Here is a 19,391-nt window from a genome sequence, read left to right on the forward strand (position 1 = left end):
AGGGTCAAATATTCCAGTTCCGCTAGTTAGTGCAGGGGACCAAGTACCACCAGTTTCAGGTGTGCCAGAAAGACTATCAAATAAATTAACCGTATTTGTTGAATCACATAAATTAAGTGTTCCGTTATTTCCTGCATCAGGTATTTGTAAAACAGTAACCGTTATTGTAGCTGAGTCATCAGGACATAAATTAGTGCTATTGGAAACGGTGTATGTGTATATGTCGGCAGCATCTACCATAGGATCAAACACGCCAGTGCCACTTGCTAAGGCAGGTGTCCATGTTCCTCCTGCATCAGGTGTTCCTCCTAAGCTATCAAATAAATTTACAGGACTATTATTAAAACAAAGTTCTACAATGCTATCATTTCCTGCATTATTAGCATCTGTAACCGAAACGGTAATAGAAGCAGAACTGTTGCCGCATGCAGGTGAACTTATAGTGTAGGTGTATATACCTTCAGGATCAGTATTAGGGTCAAAAACTCCAGTTCCACTTGTTAGTGTTGGAGACCATGTACCACCTGATTGTGGTGTGCCAGAAAGATTATTAAATAAATCTACTGAATTTGCTAGGCTACATATGTTTAAGGAATTATCCTCTCCAGCGTCTGGAGATATTTCAATTGATACTTCAACAATAGCATCATCGCCAGAACAAGGCCCTGAACTAGGCGTTGTATAGGTGTATATACCTGCAGAGTCAATTAAAGGGTCAAAAATTCCTGTTCCACTATTAAGTGATGGAGTCCAAACTCCTCCAGTATCTGGAGAACCTCCTAGACTATCAAAAAGATCAATAGTGCCATCATTGGTACAAGCCGTAACAGAACCGTCTATACCTGCATTTTGAAAAGGTACAACAGTTATTAAAACTGTAGCAGTAGCATCTGCGCAAGGGCCTGTTCCAGGGACTGTGTACATATAATCACCTACTGCATCAACCAAAGGATCAAAGATATTTGTTCCACTAGCTAGGGCAGGAGACCAAGTTCCACCTACATCTGGTGTTCCTCCTAAGTTGTCAAATAAATTAATAGTTCCATCATTGCTACAAATATTTATTGTAGTGTCTATACCAGCATCTGGAGCTGTTTCTATAGAAACTTCAACTGTAGCAGTGTCATCTGAGCAAGGTCCTGTGCTAGAAGTTGTATATGTATAGGTACCAGCGACATCTATTGTTGGGTCAAAAACCCCAGTTCCGCTATTAAGTGTTGGAGTCCAAACGCCTCCAACTTCAGGGCTACCGCCTAAACTATCGAAAAGGTCAACTGTACCTCCATTACTACAAAGGTTTATGGAGCCATCTAAGCCTGCATTTTGAAATGGAGTTATTGAAATTGTTACTGTTGCAGTTGCATCAGCACAAGGGTCTGTTCCTGTAACTGTATATGTGTATGTGCCAATAGGATCAACTAAAGGGTCAAAAAGGCCTGTTCCGCTAGAAAGTGAAGGTGTCCATGTACCGCCAATTTCAGGAGTACCTTCAAGAGTATCGAACAAGTCAATTATTCCATTGTTACTACAAAGATTTATTGTAGCATTTTCACCGGCATCTGGCTCTTGAATAATTATAACATTAACTTCAGCAGTAACATCTGTACAAGGCGGTGTACCGGCCAAGGTATAGGTATAAACACCTGGAGTATCTACTGAAGGATTAAAAACACCAGTGTTACTAGCAAGTGCAGGCGACCAAGTTCCTCCAACTTGAGGAGTACCTCCAAGACTATCAAATAAATCTACTGTTGCTAAATCATTACTGCAAATTGTGAGTGTAGCATTGCTACCTGCAATTGGTAATGGAACTACAGATACCGTAATTGTTGCCGATTCGTTTGGACAAGGATCGTTTCCTGTAAAAGAATAGGTATAAATACCTGCAGTATCAATTAATGGATCAAAAATGCTTGTTCCGCTATTTAATGCAGGAGTCCAAACTCCGCCGAGGTCAGGAGTGCCACCAAGGCTATCAAATAAATCTATAGTACCAATATTATCACAAATGTCAATAGTTCCATTTTCACCGGCATTTTTATAGGGTGTTACTGAAACATTCACTGTTGCTGTTGCATCAGCACATGGACCTGTTCCACTTACGGTATAGGTGTATAAGCCATCTGAGTCTGTCGCTGGATCAAAAACACCTGTTCCACTTGTCAGTGCAGGCGACCAAATACCTCCAACTTCAGGTGTGCCACCTATTATAGAAAATAAATCAATAGGAGCATCATTACTACATAAATCTATTGTTCCATTTGTACCTGCATTTGGTTCAGGAGTTATAGAAACTGTAACTGTAGCAGATTCATTAGGGCAGCTATTATTGGAGCTAACAGTATAAGTATACTCACCAACAGGATCAACGTTAGGGTCGAAAATACCTGATCCGCTATTTAAAGTTGGTGTCCAAGTACCTCCAATATCAGGAGAGCCTTGTAATGATGAAAATAAGTCGAATGTAGAATTTAAATCATTATCACAAATTTCTAAAATACCATCCTCGCCAGGATCAGGACCTGTAACTAAAATTGTAGTAACAGCTAACCTACCTGCACTTTCACATGGCGGATCTATTGTTGTTCCATAATATGTTTGTCCATTTAATAATGGAGTATTTAAAGGTAATGGTAAAGCTGAAAATATTGATATGTACCAATTATTGTTGCCACTCGCGACTAAATCCCCTACAGTTGGAGTAGAGGTTGGTGAAACACAAAATTCTTGAATCATATCTCCTGCAGGCATGGAAGTAGAGCCAACCTTAACCAAAACTGTTAGCCTAGATGTTCTACAGCTTCCGTCAGGGCTTGCTTGATCTGCATAATACAATGTATCATCAATTAGTATGGTTGAGCCATCTAAAGGTAAACCACCAGAAGGTGTTAAATACCATTGAACATCATTACCAGTGGCGATTAAGCTACTAACGGTAGCCATTGTAGGATCGTCTATACAAACTCCTTGGAAATTATTACCTACAGGTGGTCCGTATATAGTGATATCTACACGAGCTCTTGATCCACATGAGCCTGTGCTATCATCTGCATAATAATCCTCACCATTTATTAGACTTTCAGTATTTGATAATGGAATGGTTGAGTCAGCGGTTTCGTACCAAACAACACCACCACCATTGTCTATGGCTTGTAAATCTCCGACCAATAGAGATTGAACGTCACATAAAACTTGTGAACTATTTGTTACTGTTGGACATTGTGCATTAACATAAGTTAATCCAGAGGTAATTGATATTAATAGAAATGTTACATATATATAATAACACTTAAGACTTTGCTGCTTGGCTTTCATTAAAAAAATTTAGAATAATTACTTTTGTTGAAATCGATGCCATGGATTAAGAACAGCAAGTTCAAAATATAATCGTTGTCTTGCTAATTTGTAAGATTAAGGGGGAAACAAATATATGTAAATAGCACCTACTTAACAAAATTAAAATATAACAGTTTTATAGTTTTTTTATTTATTTAATCAAATACATTATTCAAGTTCAGTTATGCCTTCATCAGAGAGGTATTGCATTATGCGAATACCACCAGAATTAGAATAGCTATTATCTGTTGTTTTTTGATAATCGAATTTAAAGTGTGGGTGTTCAGAAACGATAGTACTTACAGTATCTTCAAAAGAAGCACTTTGAGAAAGTCTCAGTAATATATCTAGAGTAACATCAAAGCCTAGTTCTGATTCTCTTGATGGTTGTGATCCAAAGACATCCTCGTAATTGCTTCTGAATTCATTGACACCTTTTTTGTTTCTAGGATCTGTAACTGTTGGAAATATGAGTTTTAAAACGCGATATCTCATATCGGAAACTTCATTTTGATTAGGTAATAATGAAGATTTAAGCATTACAATTTGAATATTGTAGTCAGATAGTTTGCTCATTAATGCTGTTGTAGAGTTAATGAAAACAATAGTTTTTTCACTATCTAAGACTATATAATTGAGTTTGGTCTTGCTTAGTGTGTTTTCTAATGCATTAGATTCAAAAAAACCTGCTTTGTCAACTTTTAAGAATTTAGCATCAGGAATCGTAGTTAAGATTACATCTTTATTTCTAGCCTCATCAAGATCACTAACAACAACGACATGAGCATTCTGTTTTGCGAGGTAGTTTAATGTTTTTGTTTTTTGTAAATCTTCAGAAGGAATTGACTGATAGACTTTAATACTGTCTTTAGGGCTGATGTTAGATTCTATGTCAATAATAGACATATTTTCATTAGAATTAATACTAGGATAATTTGAAGAATTGTCTAAAAATGGCACTAACATTGCATTTTTTTTATGTGGACTTTCAATTGTTAATTGAGATTTTGCAATGTTCTTTTTAATTAATGTGACATCAAAATTTAGATTTAAAGTTTTTGCAGAATCTATAGCGATCTGTGCACCTTGGAAAAAATCTATATATTTTTGAAGATCAGCATTTAGGTTAATCAATTTATCTCTTAGTTCTGGTGAACTCAATTCTTCACTAGAAAAAGGAGTATAAAAATAAATACCACTTGCAGTTTCTGTAACTAAGTTGTCTAATAAAGCTTCGTTTTTATTAATTGCTACTGCTTCTGCTGAATTTTGGGGAGCTGTAACTGTTGTATTTTGAGGAGTTGTAATTGTTGCGTTTTGCACAACATTTACAGGCATTTTTATGATATCACCAGTATTTACAGAAGTAAGTAATTTAGGGTTTAAAGTTGTAAAAGCATCAATTGTCATGCCTGCTTTTTTTGCTAAGCCGTAAAGGGTTTCTTTAGGTTGTATAATGTAGTCTTTATAGCCGTCTTCTGAAATTGTAGCTTCTATTTCTGTAGCAGTGCCTTCGGTATTGTTAGCTATTTCTTCTTGGGTGTTAGAAACAGTATTGTTAATATTCAGTCTATGGCCAGCCATTAACATATCTATAATATGCGGATTTTTATTTTCAAGTTCTGCAATAGTCATATTAAAACGCTTTGCTAATTGAAATTTTGTATCTCCTGGTTTTACTAAATATTCGCCATCGATGATGATTTCAGAATTCTTATCAGGAATGATTAACGTTTGTCCTATCTGTAAAAATTCAGATAAACGACCAGAGTTTGCAGCTTCTAATTGAGCCACACTTATTCCGTTTTCTCTAGCAATTCCCCATAATGTTTCACCTTTAACTACAATATGTTCTCCTTCTGCAGCAACACGTTCTTCTTCTTTAATAGATTTATCTAAATTAATGATATGACCAGCTTGAAGCATTCTTACAATATGAGGGTTTTGCTGTTCTAACATCGCAATGCTAACACCAAAACGTCTCGAAAGACCAGATTTTGTTTCTCCGCGTTTTACTTCGTAATTGCTAATTTGTGTGTCGTTAATGATTGTGTTACTTGTAGAAGAAACAGTTGTATCGTTAGAATTAGGGATTTTTAAAGTATTGCCTGCATAAATAACATCTTTAGAACCAGGATTAAGTTCAAAAATAGCATTGATACTAACTCCATATTTTCTAGAAATCATATAAACACTTTCACCCTTTTGAATAGCATGTTCAATGTGTTTTTCTTGAGCCATTGCAAATTCAAAGCTTAAAAATAAAACTAAGATAAGCGTAAAATATCTCCCCATTCTTTTTAGAAATTTAATTAGAATATGTCGTAATTGATACAGGTTTTCAAATACATTATATTTTGTGTTAAACCAACAATAGGTGTGCAAGAAAAGGGCTGTTTCTTGAAAAATTTTGTTCGTTATTTTTTGTGTGAAAATTACTTCTCAACACGCGCAATAAAATTACTAAAAAATTACGTTTAATGTCTTAAATAAATACTTGTTATCAACAGGATGTTAACAATATTTTTTTGTTTAATTTTTTAGGTTATTTTTAAGATCAAATAGTTTTAATATTAATGAACGAAAAGTCTATAATCGTAAGTCATAACTAGTAAGTATATAGTATCTTTGTAGCCTTAAATAAAAAACAATGAGCAATATAGTCGCTGTAGTAGGTCGTCCAAATGTAGGTAAGTCGACGTTTTTTAATCGTTTAATAAAAAGACGTGAAGCAATTGTTGATGCTGTAAGTGGTGTAACAAGAGATCGTCATTACGGTAAAACAGATTGGAATGGTAAAGAATTTTCTTTGATTGATACAGGTGGATATGTCGTTGGAAGTGATGACGTTTTTGAAGCCGAAATAGATAAGCAAGTAGAATTAGCTATAGAGGAAGCAGATGCCATTATTTTTATGGTTGATGTTGAATCTGGTGTTACTGGCATGGATGAAGATGTAGCTCAATTATTAAGAAAAGTTAAGAAACCTGTTTTTTTAGTTGTTAATAAGGTTGATAATAATAAGCGTTTAGAAGATGCTGTTGAATTTTATTCACTTGGTTTAGGTGAATATTTTGCTATCGCAAGTATTAATGGCAGTGGAACAGGAGATTTATTAGATGCTGTAGTTGAAGCGTTACCAGAAAAAGAAGAGGTAGAAGAAGATGAATTGCCGCGCTTTGCTGTGGTAGGAAGGCCAAATGCTGGTAAATCGTCATTCATTAATGCATTAATTGGTGAGGAGCGTTATATTGTTACTGATATTGCAGGGACGACACGAGATTCGATAGATACAAAATACAATCGTTTTGGATTTGAATTTAATTTGGTTGATACGGCAGGTATACGTCGTAAATCTAAAGTAAAAGAAGATTTAGAGTTTTATTCTGTTATGCGAAGCGTAAGAGCAATAGAGCATTGTGATGTTTGTTTAGTTGTTTTAGATGCAACGCGTGGATTTGATGGTCAAGTTCAAAATATTTTTTGGTTAGCAGAACGCAATAGAAAAGGTATTGTTATTCTTGTTAATAAATGGGATTTAGTAGAGAAAAATACTAAAACAGCAAAAGAGTTTGAGCAGCATATTAGAAAAGAAATTGCCCCGTTTACAGATGTACCAATCGTTTTTATTTCGGTATTAAACAAGCAACGTATTTTTAAGGCTATAGAAACTGCGGTTGAGGTTTATAAAAATAGAACTAAACGTATTAAAACAAGTGTACTTAACGAAGCGTTGTTGCCAATAATAGAGCATCAGCCACCTCCAGCATACAAAGGTAAGTTTGTTAAAATAAAGTACATTATGCAGTTGCCAACTCCGCAACCTCAATTTGCATTTTTCTGTAATTTACCGCAATACGTTAAGGATCCGTATAGACGATTTTTAGAAAATAAATTAAGAGAACAGTTCGATTTTAATGGTGTTCCAGTAAGTGTTTATATGAGAAAAAAATAATAGCTTTAATTTTTTTATGAAAAAAATTAAAAGCTTCATTTTGCTCTTATGCTTTTGGATTTGTCATTTTTATGGATTTTCACAAAACCTTCCGCCTGAAATAATTGTTTCGGGCGGACAAGTATATTGTCCTCAGTCACAAGTCTCAATAGTGACTTCTGCTTCCATTACCGATCCTGATCCAGAAGATACGACGTTATCTGAAATTTTTATACAGATAGCAGAAGGGTATCAAAACGGTCAAGATACTTTAGAACTTATGGGAAGCAATCCTAGTATTACATCAAGTTGGAATGCTACAGAAGGACTTTTAACATTAACCGGACCAGCTACTTTTGATGAGTTTAATAATGCTATTGAAAATGTGGTTTTTCAAACCACTCAAGTTGTATTTACTCAAGACCGACAGTTTTCAATCAACTTAGGAGATGCGAATTATTTACCCAGTACAGGGCACTATTATTTTTATGTTGCGGATTCTGGTGTTACTTGGACGGAAGCAAGAGATGCAGCAGCACAACAAACTTATTTTGGATTACAAGGTTATTTGGCCACATTAACATCTCAGGAAGAGTCGCAATTGGCTGGTGAGCAAAGTGCAGGAACGGGGTGGATTGGAGGATCTGATGCCGAAACTGAAGGTGTCTGGAAATGGGTGACAGGACCAGAGGCAGGTACCGTATTTTGGCAAGGTAATGTTAATGGAAGTGCGCCTAATGAAGCCTTTTCATTTTGGAACACTAATGAACCTAATAATGCAGGTGATGAAGATTATGCCCATATCACTGATCCGTCTATTGGTATTCTAGGAGCTTGGAATGATTTAGCAAATACAGGAGACTTAAATAGTGATGGGCCTTACCATCCTCAAGGTTATATAGTTGAATACGGAGGGATGCCCAATGAACCAGAAATTAATTTATCTGCAAGCACAACGCTTATAATGCCTAGAGTTTTAGATAATGATATTATAGTTTGTGCTGCCAATACTTTTACTTTAATGGCTGAGGCATCAACCATTGATGTGTTGTGGTTTGAAACTTCAACTTCTACCACTCCAATTCATACAGGATTAAGTTATGATGTTAATATAACAACGACAACAACCTATTGGTTATTACCTGTTGTAAATGCTTGTCTAACCAATGTAGAAAGATATCCTTTAACGGTAACTATTAGTGAGACACCAAGTGTTAATAATATGACTATTAGCCAATGTGAAGATGCTATAATGGATGGGATTTCTAATTTTAATCTTAATGAATATCGTGATGTCATAGTTAATGGTAGTTTAGATAATCTTGAAGTTCATTTTTTTGAAACCATGGCCTTGTCCATTCCAATAAATACTGACGATTATACCAATCTATATAATAATCAGACAGTGTATGCTCAAGTTACTAATACCTTAACAGGTTGTGTAGCTATTGCAGAGCTGCTTTTGTCTGTAAATACAAATGCCGTAAATAGTGCTGCAATATCAGTTTGCGGTAATCTAGATGAGACAGGTTTGGTGAGCTTTGATTTATCATTGGCCGAAAGTCAAATTTTGAATACAGAGAGTGCTGATATTACAATTTTAGGTTACTACGCAACTCATAACGATGCCTTGCTTCAAGCGAATCAACTAACAACGAACTATACCAATACACAAGCATATGACCAAACGATTTTTGCAAGATTAGAACAAAATGGTAGTTGTTATAGTATTGCGGAAGTCAACTTAAGTGTAGAGCGTTTGCCAAGTCTTCTTGAAGATGAGACGGTGTTTTATTGTACAAATACATTTCCGGATACTATTTCACTGACTGCTGGTGTTGTTGATATTCCTAATAACTACTATTACAATTGGTCTACAGGAGAAACAACGATTAACATTGCGATTAATGAGCCTGGAAATTACACTGTAGAAGTTACCAAGCCTTTTGGCTGTTCAAATACTAGAACCATTACGGTTTTGCCTTCAAATACTGCAACTTTTGAAACTATTGATGTTACCGATTTGTCAGAGAACAATATTGTTTCTGTTAGTGTTTCAGGAGATGGGGATTATATGTATGCTCTAGATAGTGAAAATGGCCCATATCAAGATTCTAATAGTTTTGAAAATGTGGCCTCAGGAATTCATACTGTATATGTTAAAGACCTTAAAGCCAATTGCGGAATTGTATCAACAGATATTTCTGTTTTAGGATTTCCAAAATTCTTTACACCAAATGGAGATACTGTAAATGATACTTGGCAGATTAAAGGATTCTCTTCAGAATTTGAAATTATGGCTCGCGTAGATATTTTTAATCGGTATGGGAAACGAGTTGGGACATTAAATAGAAATCAACCAAAATGGGAGGGGACTTATAATGGAAAATTATTACCTACGGATGATTATTGGTTTGTGGCAGAGTTTGCAGATGGCAGAATTATTAAAGGTCATTTGACGCTAAAACGGTAATTTTATCAAAATTTTAAGAAATTTCATACGATTTCTAACTTTCTTGCGTTTTTAAATCGGCTAACCATCAATCAACCAATCAATCACATGAAAAAACTAAGTTTAGTTTTTGCAATTTTACTTGCACTACAATCATTTTCTCAAGAAAAATCATTCGAAATTACAGGAACACTAAAAGCAGAAGATACAGAGTTGCCTTTAGAATCTGCAACAGTTTATTTAGAACGTGTAAAAGACAGTTCGGTAGTGACTTATACAATTACAGATAAAAATGGGAAATTTAAAATTGAAAATTCAACCTACGATAAAAGTTTAAATTTCTACGTGTCTTATGTAGGTTACAAAACGTATTTTAAGGAAATCGTAATAGATAAAGACAAGATAGATTTAGGTACTATAGTAATGCCTTTAGATAATCAATTAGGTGAAGTTTTAGTGAAATCTACAGCTCCGATAACGATTAAAAAAGACACCTTAGAGTTTAATGTAAAATCGTTTAAAACAAAAAAAGACGCCAACGTTGAAGATTTATTAAAGCAATTACCAGGAGTAGAAGTTGATGAAGAAGGTAACATTACAGTTAATGGTAAAAGTGTCAATAAAATTTTGGTGAATGGCAAGCCCTTTTTTGGTGATGATCCAACTATTACCACCAAGAATTTAACGAAGGATATAATTGAAAAAATTCAGGTTGTAGATACAAAAACAAAATCGGAAGCCTTTACGGGAGAGGAAGGCGATAAAGAAAATAAAACCATAAATCTTACCATTAAAGAAGAAAACAATAAAGGAGTTTTTGGACGTGTCTCTGCAGGAGTAGGGACTGATGAACGTTATGAGTTTGCCGGAATGATAAACTTGTTTGATAATGATAGGCGTATAAGTGTGCTTGCAGGAGGTAATAATACTAATACACCAGGTTTTAGCTTTGGCGAGATTTCTAAAATGTTTGGTCGTGGAGGCGGAGTTTCGTTTAGTAGTAATGGTTCTTTTACGTTAGGTGGTCGATCTTTTGGCGGAGGAGAAGGGATTACAACATCGCAAAATGCAGGGGTTAATTATGCCGATATTATAGGTGAAAAAACAGATGTGTCTGCCGATTATTTTTTCTCCTCAAGTAATTCTGAAAATGAAACGTCATCTGAGCGCGAAACTATTTTATCGGATTCACGGTTTTTTACCAATTCAAATTCTAAATCTGATAACGATACAGATAATCATTCTTTTAATTTGGAATTTGAAATTGAAACAGATTCTACTTTTCAGATTAATATAGAACCTTCGTTTGGCTATTCAACATCGCGAACGAGATATCGTAGTTATGAAGAAACCTTAGATGAAGATTTATTACTAACCAATCAATCTAATGTGAATTCCAATGTAGAGAGTGCAGTAAGACGGTTTTCGAATCAAATTTCTGTGACTAAGCGTCTAGGAAATAAAGGTGCTTTTATTAAAGCCGAATTAGAAACGAGTATTAATCAACAAGATAGTGATGATTATTTAGATTCAAATACAGAAGTTTTTGGTAGTAATCCAGAAAACATAGACAGAAACCAATTTACGGATGGTGAAAAAAATAGTTATGGTATTTCTACAGAATTATCCTATAGATTGCCAATAATAACTAAAAAGTTTTTCTTGAATTTAGAATATAAATATGCTAGAGATAAAGATAAAAATAGAGAAAGCACCTTCGATTTTGATGATGGAACACAGAGTTTTACGGATTTTAATACAGATTTAAGTACGGATTTTCAATACACAGATTATAGAAGTATTCCATCAGCTGGATTATCGTATAGAGGTGAAAAATTGTCTACAAGTTTTAATTTAGGTTACAACATGAGAACCTTGAAAAATGAAGATTTATTAAGACCGCAATTTAATGTCGAACGTGATTTTGAAAATATAGAAGCTAATTCTTATATCAGCTATACGTTTAGTCCAAAATCTTCTATTTATATAAATTATTGGTTAGAAAATGAACCTCCAGGATTAAGACAACTTCAAGCATTTGAAGATGTATCAAATCCGCTACAAACAGTAATTGGTAATCCTAATTTAGAACCTTCAAATAGACATAGTTTTTATGCTGGTTATAATGGATTTGATTGGCAAAAGCGTACAGGGTTTTATGTGGGTATTAATGCGAGTATTTCAGATAATCAAGTAGTATCTAAAACGATTGTAGATCCGGAAACGCTTAAGCGAACAACGACGTATGTAAACGTTGACGGTAATTATAATATTGGTGCTTGGGCAAATTATAATAAAGATTTTAAGATTGATACCTTAAGAACTATTAAACTAAAGTTTAGGGCGAGTTATAATTCTTCAAAAACACTTAACTTTAATAATGATGTAAAATACGCAAGTACGTCTGATAGGATATCACCTAGACTTGGTATAGATTTTATATGGGATAAAGTTTTAGAGTTTAAGCCATATTACCAGATCAGTTATACTAATACGGCCTATGATATTGAGGCGTTTGACAATAGACAATTTACAAGTCATAATGCAGGAGTAAGAACAGCTACTTTTTTACCTAAAAACTTTGAGTGGAGAAATGATGTGAACTTTAATTATAATCCTAATGTGGCAGATGGTTTTCAGAAAAGTGCTTGGTTTTGGAATTCAACATTAGCCTATAGTATGTTTAAAGATAAAGCCATTATAACATTAAAGGTGTACGATTTGTTAAATCAAAACACTAATGCAAGACGTATAGCCACTCAAGATTATATTGAAGATAGACAGAGTACTGTTTTAAGGCAGTATTTTATGCTAAGCTTAAGTTACAAGTTTAATAGTTTAGGAAGCAAAGGAGAAACAAGAGGTAGCGATATGATCTATTTTGATTAATCCCAAAGCATAATTAAAGAGTCTAGAGCTTTAGTGACTCCATCATAATAATTACGTGTTCTAAATTCCGGAATCATAATATTGTCAATTATAACTTTACAATCGTAATCAGAAATGGTTTGTTCTGTACCAGATCCTGTTGAAATGGCAACTTTTCTATCGTAATTAGAAATTGTTATGAGTAAACCATTGTTCTTTTCTTTTGTACCAACTCCCCATTTTTGACCAACTTCAGTTCCAAATTTCTGAATGTTTGTAGTATTAGGTAAGGAGTCTATGGTAAGAATAGCAATTTGATTTGTGGTGCGTTTTTCGTACCCAATGATTTTATAAGTTAAAGAGTCGCTTTCAACGTTTGAAAATAAATTGGCTAAATCTACAACTCGTTTTTGAGATGCGTTTAATGGGATATACGATGGTATCGTTTCAACATCAGCCTGCTTTTCTTTACAATTTAAAAACAAAAAGAAGACAAGTGTAATTTGAAAGGCAAATTTGAATCGCATAAATAAATTTTTGAATTGAAAAAAAATATTGATTACTGCAACTAAAAACCGTGGCTAAATTTACCAGCCACCAGAAGCACCTCCGCCTCCAAAGCTTCCGCCTCCAAAGCCGCCACCAAAACCACCGCCGCCAAAGCTTCCACCTCCAGAGCTGCCACCAAAGCCTCCAAATCCGCCAGACGATGAACCTTTAGAATAGCTACCACGTCCCATATTGCTTAAAATAATGGCTTCTAATAAGCTTCTACTATCTGAGTGGTTTCCGCCATTGCCGCCACTTCCGCCACCACGACTTTTGGAAATTGCTATAATAAATATTACAAAAATGATGAATAGAAAAAAGAGGACTTCAAAAGGGAATTCATTTTCTGTTTGTCTTGTGCCTTTATATTCGCCAGTCATCACTTCAAAAATGACGTCAGTAGCACGGTTTAATCCGCCGTAGTAATCATTTTTTTTAAAGTAAGGAATAATATCATTATTTATAATACGCTTACTTAAAGCATCTGTAAGTAAATGCTCAACACCTTTACCTGTACTGATGTTTATTTTTCGATCGTTTCTTGCTAAAAGAATAAAAATACCATTGTCCTTGTCTGCTTGTCCAATTCCCCATTTTTCACCCCATTGTGCGCCTAAATAATTGATATATTCACCATTGGTTGAACCAATAATAGCAATAACAATTTGCGTTGAGGTAGAGTCAGAATAGCGTATTAGTTTTTGTTCTAAATTGCTTTTTTCTGATGCCGATAATAAATTAATATCATCATCGTAAACACTAGTTTGAAATTTAGGTTTTTCAGGAATATTATATTGTGCTAGTCCTATTAGTGGACTAGTTAAAAGTAGTAGTACTAAAACCTTAAATGCTATGTGTTTGATGTTTTGCATTATCCTTTTGAGATTGTATTGTCCAGCTCGTTTTTATCGTTATGATCCCAAGGGAAATGTTGCGCCAATGCTTTACCTGCTTCTCTAACTCCATCAATTAGACCTTGCTTAAAGTTTCCTGATTTAAATTGAGTCGCAATTTTATCACGTGTAGAATTCCAAAAATCTGCACCTACAATATTGTTTATGCCTTGGTCTCCGCAAATGACAAATGATTTATTATCTACGGCAACATAGATGAGCACACCATTTCGTTGGGCAGTATTATCCATTTTTAAAAAATGAAAAACCTCTAAAGCATGCTCGTAGACATCACTGTCACATTTCTGTTCTATATGCACTCGGATTTCACCAGAAGTATCACATTCAGCAATTCTAATCGCTTCAACAATTTCCGCTTCTTCGTTAGAAGTAAGGAACTGTTCAATATTTGGCATAATTAAATTTTATTTAAAGTCGAAATCAACATCTGGTGCATTTTCACTTCCAGCATCTGCTTTATATCTAGGCATTTCTTCAAATCCAAACCAACCAGCTAATACTGATCCTGGGAATTTTGAAGTATGTATGTCATAAATATTTACTTTTTCGTTGTAGCGATCTCTAGCGATATTAATTCGGTTTTCAGTGCCTTCTAATTGACTTTGAAGCTCTAAGAAATTTTGATTCGCTTTTAATTCAGGATAACGCTCTACAGACACTAATAACTTTGATAATGCTCCGCTTAATCCACTTTGCGCTTGTTGAAATTGTGCCATGTTATCAGCAGTTAAATTGCTTGCATCAATTGTTGTTGACGTTGCTTTTGCTCTAGCTTCAATTACAGCTGTTAAAGTTGATTTTTCAAAATCAGCCGCTCCTTGTACTGTTTTAACTAAGTTACCTATAAGGTCATTTCGTCTTTGGTAAGAACTTTCAACATTAGACCAGGCTGTTTTAGCATTAGCTTCATATTCTACAGCAGTATTGTTAAATCCTACAGCCCATTGATAAATTGCAAACGCTAATAGTGCAATAATAATAACTGGAATTAGCCATTTTTTCATAATAGTTTAGTTTTAAAGTTGTGTTTTAATTTTGTTAAGTTGTGCTTTTATGCTTTCAAGTTTTTCGATAATTTCAAATTTCTCTAAAGCTTGTTTCTTTTCTTCTTTAAGATGTGTTTTTGCCCCTTCTAAAGTAAATCCTCTTTCTTTTACCAAATGGTAAATAAACTTGAGGTTTTTAATATCTTCAGGAGTAAATTTACGGTTGCCTTTCGCGTTTTTTTTCGGTTTTAAAACATCAAATTCTTTTTCCCAAAAGCGAATTAGAGAAGCATTTACTTTAAAGGCCTTGGCAACTTCGCCAATACCGTAATAACGTTTTTCTGGTAAGTCTATATGCATCTTAATCGAGAGATTGGTTTTCTAATGAAGCTTTTTTCAGCAGTATATCGTATTCTTCGGCAGATAAGTTACCATAATAAAAGTTGATAGGATTTATACGTTCCCCATCTTTAAAAATTTCATAGTGTAAATGTGGTGCTTCAGAACGCCCTGTACTTCCAACATAGCCAATTAAATCGCCACGTTTTACACGTTGATTTACTTTAACATTGTACTTGTATAAGTGCGCATACAAGGAAACATAGCCATAGCCATGATCTATTCGTATGTGGTTACCATAACCTGTAGAGGCATTATCAGCACGTTTTACAACTCCGTCACCAGAGGCATAAATAGGAGTGCCACGTGGTGCTGTAAAATCCATGCCAAAATGGAATTTTCTAACCTTGGTAAATGGATCGGTTCTATAGCCATATCCAGAAGCCATACGTGTCATATTTTCATTACTTATAGGCTGAATTGCAGGTATAGCCTCTAAAAATTTTTCTTTGTCTTCTGCCAGTTTTGCAATTTCATCTAAAGACTTGGATTGTACAACGATTGCTTTTTCTAAAATATCCATTCGCTTATTGCTTTCTGCAATTAATTGCGAATTGTTATAACCTTCATATTTTTTATAACGGTTAATACCTCCAAATCCTGCTCTACGTTGTTCTGTAGGTATGGGGTTGGCTTCAAAATAGAGTCTGTAAATGGCATTATCGCGCTCTTCTACATTTTCTAAAGCAGCTATAGCATCGTCCATACGTTTGTTAATTAACTCGTATTGCAGTTCCATGTTTTGTAACTCTCTTGCTAACTGTCGTTCTTTAGGAGATTCAATATATTGACTTGCAATAAAAAATGCTAGAAACCCAAAAAGAGCAGCAGCAGTTAAAAATACTGAAGCGTATTTTATAGTGGTAGCTTTTTTCCGCTTTATTTTACGGTAAGAAAGCGTTTCAGAATCATAATAATATTTTACTTTAGCCATGTTTGAATTTATGCTATTTTTGCAGCTAATAAGCGCATAAAGCAAGCATCTTATATTAGCGTAACGTTCAAACCTACAAAAATAATATTAAATTATATTTTAATGCCTTTAATTTGTAGGTTCACGATCACCAAAATCTAAATTGAAAGATTGGTGAGTAAAGATAAAAAAATGTTTTGCATTTGTACTAATTTAATAAAGCAAGCTCTAATTTTTATATATGAAGTCTCAAGATATACGATCTAAATTTTTAAATTTCTTTGAAGGAAAACAACACCTTGTCGTTCCTTCTGCACCAATGGTATTAAAGGATGATCCAACATTAATGTTTGTGAATGCTGGTATGGTACCTTTTAAAGAATACTTTTTAGGGAATACTGAACCGAAGAAAAATAGGATTACAGATTCTCAAAAATGTTTGCGTGTTTCTGGTAAACATAATGATTTGGAAGAAGTTGGTTACGATACCTATCATCATACATTGTTTGAAATGTTGGGTAATTGGAGTTTTGGTGATTACTTTAAAAAAGAAGCCATTGCTTGGGCTTGGGAGTTGCTAACCGAAGTTTATGGTATTGATAAAGATATACTTTATGTTACTGTTTTTGAGGGTAGTGATGACAATGATAACCTTGAGATGGATACAGAAGCTTACGATATTTGGAAGCAATATATTTCTGAAGACCGAATTTTAAAGGGTAACAAGAAAGATAATTTCTGGGAAATGGGAGATCAAGGACCTTGTGGACCTTGTAGTGAAATTCACGTAGACATTAGATCTGCTGAAGAAAAAGCAAAGGTTGATGGAAAGACTTTAATAAACATGGATCATCCACATGTGGTTGAAGTATGGAATTTGGTTTTTATGGAATACAACCGAAAAGCAAATGGTGAGTTAGAGGTGTTGCCAAATAAGCATATAGATACAGGAATGGGGTTTGAACGTTTATGTATGGTATTGCAAGGTGTGCAATCTAATTATGATACTGATGTTTTTACACCAATTATTAGAGAGGTTGAGGCTATTACAAATAAAGACTATAATAAGAATGAAGAGGTTGACGTTGCTATTCGTGTTATTTCAGACCATGTAAGAGCTGTTGCCTTTTCTATAGCAGATGGACAATTACCAAGCAATACAGGTGCTGGCTATGTTATTCGTAGAATTTTACGAAGAGCCGTGCGCTATGGATTTACGTTCTTAGATAAAAAGGAACCTTTTATATATCGTTTAGTAGATGTGCTGAGCAAAAAAATGGGAGATGCATTTCCAGAATTGCGTGCACAAAAAGTATTAATTGAAAATGTAATTAAAGAAGAAGAAGCCTCTTTTTTAAGAACATTAGATCAAGGTTTAGTATTGCTTAATCGTATAGTTGAAGAAACAAAAGGTGATACCGTTTCTGGTGAAAAAGCTTTTGAATTGTATGATACTTACGGTTTTCCTATTGATTTAACAGCTTTAATTTTATCCGAAAAGGATTTGAAATTAGACGAAAAAGGGTTTAATGAAGAACTGCAAAAGCAAAAAGACAGATCACGATCTGCTAGTGAAATATCTACTGAAGATTGGACTATTTTATTTGAAGACGACGTACAAGAATTTATAGGTTATGATGCTTTAGAAGCCAATGTAAAAATTGCTAGATACCGAAAGGTAACCTCAAAAAAAGATGGAGAAATGTATCAGTTAGTTTTCAATTTAACACCATTTTATCCTGAAGGAGGTGGGCAAGTTGGAGACAAAGGCGTGTTACAAGATGTGCATGGAGATGTGGTTTATATAGTAGATACTAAAAAAGAGAATAATGTTATTATTCATTTGTGTAAAAACTTACCAAAGCATATAAACGAAAACTTTAAAGCTGTTGTAAGTAGTGAGCACAGAGCATTGTCGTCTAGCAATCATACAGCAACACATTTATTACATCAGGCTTTAAGAGCTATTTTAGGAGAGCATGTAGAGCAAAAAGGATCTTTGGTAAAACCAAAATCATTACGTTTTGACTTTTCTCATTTTTCAAAAGTAACACCAGAGCAACTACAAGAAATAGAAGATTTTGTAAATGCCAGAATTGAAGGTAAATTACCTTTAGAAGAACAACGTAATATCCCAATGGAAAAAGCTCTTGAAGAAGGAGCTATGGCATTATTTGGTGAAAAATATGGAGATACGGTGAGAACGATTCGTTTTGGAAAGTCAATGGAATTATGTGGCGGAATTCATGTGAAAAACACGTCTGATATTTGGCATTTTAAAATTGTGTCTGAAGGAGCAGTTGCGGCAGGAATACGACGCATTGAAGCCATTACAAATAAAGCCGTTAGAGATTATTTTTCTGAGAATAATACAGCATACCTTGAAATGAAAGGCTTGCTAAATAATGCTAAAGAACCTGTAAAAGCATTAGAAAATCTTCAACATGAAAATAATGATTTAAAAAAGCAAATTGAAGTACTATTAAAAGATAAAGCCAAAAATATTAAAGGTGAATTAAAAAACGAATTAACCGAAATCAATGGTATTCAATTTTTAGCTAAGAAATTAGATTTAGATGCTTCAGGAATTAAAGATGTCTGTTTTGAATTGGGAAGTCAATTTGACAATTTATTCTTGTTATTTGGTGCTGAAAATGATGGTAAGGCAATTTTGTCTTGCTACATTTCTAAGGAATTAGTTGCTAGTAAAAACTTAAACGCAGGAACAATAGTAAGAGAACTCGGAAAACACATTCAAGGTGGAGGTGGAGGTCAGCCGTTCTTTGCAACTGCTGGAGGTAAAAATCCTGAGGGCATTGAAGCTGCTCTGGAGGCTGCTAAGGGATATTTAGTGTAAAAATATTTCTCGCAAAGACACAGAGGCGCAAAGAAAAATAAGAAATTGTATTTATTGATAGGAGTGAGATTTTGCGCCTTAGTGACTTTGCGTGAGCATATAAAGTCAAAAAGTATTATGGGAGAAGACTGCCCGGCGTAATTAAAAAAAAGTTATATTGAGTTCATGTAAATCTTTGCGTCT

Annotated in this window: 12 protein-coding genes; 4 read left to right on the forward strand and 8 right to left on the reverse strand. The window is 34.3% G+C overall.

Annotated features, from left to right (window positions below; all coding sequences use genetic code 11):
• Positions 1 to 3,315, reverse strand: a 3,315-nt coding sequence (locus VDP25_RS15055) for a hypothetical protein (protein WP_334471175.1), incomplete at its 3' end; no start/stop codon positions are given.
• Positions 3,316 to 3,504: 189 nt separating this feature from the next.
• Positions 3,505 to 5,631 (reverse strand): LysM peptidoglycan-binding domain-containing protein, encoded by a 2,127-nt coding sequence (locus VDP25_RS15060; protein WP_334471177.1) that lies wholly within the window; start codon positions 5,629 to 5,631, stop codon positions 3,505 to 3,507.
• 355 nt (positions 5,632 to 5,986) lie between these two features.
• Between VDP25_RS15060 and der the strand changes: the two genes are divergently transcribed.
• The 3 genes from der to VDP25_RS15075 all read left to right on the forward strand — a co-directional run bounded on the left by der (position 5,987) and on the right by VDP25_RS15075 (position 12,611).
• The gene (gene der / locus VDP25_RS15065; RefSeq protein WP_334471179.1) at positions 5,987 to 7,291 is read left to right on the forward strand and encodes a ribosome biogenesis GTPase Der; all 1,305 of its coding nucleotides are present in this window, start codon (positions 5,987 to 5,989) and stop codon (positions 7,289 to 7,291) included.
• 16 nt (positions 7,292 to 7,307) lie between these two features.
• Positions 7,308 to 9,743: a T9SS type B sorting domain-containing protein gene (locus VDP25_RS15070; RefSeq protein WP_334471181.1), complete on the forward strand. Its 2,436-nt coding sequence runs from the start codon at positions 7,308 to 7,310 to the stop codon at positions 9,741 to 9,743.
• Between the two features lie 87 nt (positions 9,744 to 9,830).
• Positions 9,831 to 12,611 (forward strand): outer membrane beta-barrel protein, encoded by a 2,781-nt coding sequence (locus tag VDP25_RS15075; protein WP_334471183.1) that lies wholly within the window; start codon positions 9,831 to 9,833, stop codon positions 12,609 to 12,611.
• Here VDP25_RS15075 and VDP25_RS15080 read toward each other — a convergent pair.
• Genes VDP25_RS15080 through VDP25_RS15105 form a run of 6 tightly spaced genes read right to left on the reverse strand, consistent with a single transcriptional unit; the run spans position 12,608 to position 16,372 of the window.
• On the reverse strand, positions 12,608 to 13,117 hold the full coding sequence (locus VDP25_RS15080) for a TPM domain-containing protein (protein ID WP_334471185.1): 510 nt from the start codon (positions 13,115 to 13,117) through the stop codon (positions 12,608 to 12,610). The genes VDP25_RS15075 and VDP25_RS15080 overlap by 4 nt on opposite strands.
• A gap of 60 nt (positions 13,118 to 13,177) precedes the next feature.
• Positions 13,178 to 14,011, reverse strand: coding sequence for a TPM domain-containing protein (locus VDP25_RS15085; protein ID WP_334471187.1), 834 nt, complete (start codon positions 14,009 to 14,011; stop codon positions 13,178 to 13,180).
• On the reverse strand, positions 14,011 to 14,448 hold the full coding sequence (locus tag VDP25_RS15090) for a TPM domain-containing protein (protein ID WP_334471189.1): 438 nt from the start codon (positions 14,446 to 14,448) through the stop codon (positions 14,011 to 14,013). The genes VDP25_RS15085 and VDP25_RS15090 overlap by 1 nt, the downstream gene beginning before the upstream one ends.
• A gap of 9 nt (positions 14,449 to 14,457) precedes the next feature.
• On the reverse strand, positions 14,458 to 15,057 hold the full coding sequence (locus VDP25_RS15095; protein ID WP_215924688.1) for a LemA family protein: 600 nt from the start codon (positions 15,055 to 15,057) through the stop codon (positions 14,458 to 14,460).
• Positions 15,058 to 15,069: 12 nt separating this feature from the next.
• Positions 15,070 to 15,399 carry a MerR family transcriptional regulator gene (locus tag VDP25_RS15100; protein ID WP_215924689.1) on the reverse strand — a complete coding sequence of 110 codons (330 nt, stop codon included), beginning with the start codon at positions 15,397 to 15,399 and terminating at the stop codon, positions 15,070 to 15,072.
• A gap of 1 nt (position 15,400) precedes the next feature.
• Positions 15,401 to 16,372, reverse strand: a complete 972-nt coding sequence (locus VDP25_RS15105; RefSeq protein ID WP_215924690.1) for a M23 family metallopeptidase — start codon at positions 16,370 to 16,372, stop codon at positions 15,401 to 15,403.
• A 220-nt stretch (positions 16,373 to 16,592) separates the two neighbouring features.
• Here VDP25_RS15105 and alaS point away from each other — a divergent pair, with 220 nt between their 5' ends.
• The gene (alaS, locus tag VDP25_RS15110; protein WP_334471191.1) at positions 16,593 to 19,208 is read left to right on the forward strand and encodes an alanine--tRNA ligase; all 2,616 of its coding nucleotides are present in this window, start codon (positions 16,593 to 16,595) and stop codon (positions 19,206 to 19,208) included.
• Positions 19,209 to 19,391: the final 183 nt, after the last annotated feature.

This window comes from Winogradskyella sp. ECml5-4 (assembly GCF_036903175.1).
Lineage (GTDB): Bacteria > Bacteroidota > Bacteroidia > Flavobacteriales > Flavobacteriaceae > Winogradskyella > Winogradskyella damuponensis.

Bases quoted from the DNA above. Each gene is read 5' to 3' on its own strand.
- VDP25_RS15060 (WP_334471177.1), bottom strand. From the start codon at position 5,631: ATGGGGAGATATTTTACGCTTATCTTAGTTTTATTTTTAAGCTTTGAA.
- der (WP_334471179.1), top strand. From the start codon at position 5,987: ATGAGCAATATAGTCGCTGTAGTAGGTCGTCCAAATGTAGGTAAGTCG.
- VDP25_RS15070 (WP_334471181.1), top strand. From the start codon at position 7,308: ATGAAAAAAATTAAAAGCTTCATTTTGCTCTTATGCTTTTGGATTTGT.
- VDP25_RS15075 (WP_334471183.1), top strand. From the start codon at position 9,831: ATGAAAAAACTAAGTTTAGTTTTTGCAATTTTACTTGCACTACAATCA.
- VDP25_RS15080 (WP_334471185.1), bottom strand. From the start codon at position 13,117: ATGCGATTCAAATTTGCCTTTCAAATTACACTTGTCTTCTTTTTGTTT.
- VDP25_RS15085 (WP_334471187.1), bottom strand. From the start codon at position 14,011: ATGCAAAACATCAAACACATAGCATTTAAGGTTTTAGTACTACTACTT.
- VDP25_RS15090 (WP_334471189.1), bottom strand. From the start codon at position 14,448: ATGCCAAATATTGAACAGTTCCTTACTTCTAACGAAGAAGCGGAAATT.
- VDP25_RS15095 (WP_215924688.1), bottom strand. From the start codon at position 15,057: ATGAAAAAATGGCTAATTCCAGTTATTATTATTGCACTATTAGCGTTT.
- VDP25_RS15100 (WP_215924689.1), bottom strand. From the start codon at position 15,399: ATGCATATAGACTTACCAGAAAAACGTTATTACGGTATTGGCGAAGTT.
- VDP25_RS15105 (WP_215924690.1), bottom strand. From the start codon at position 16,372: ATGGCTAAAGTAAAATATTATTATGATTCTGAAACGCTTTCTTACCGT.
- alaS (WP_334471191.1), top strand. From the start codon at position 16,593: ATGAAGTCTCAAGATATACGATCTAAATTTTTAAATTTCTTTGAAGGA.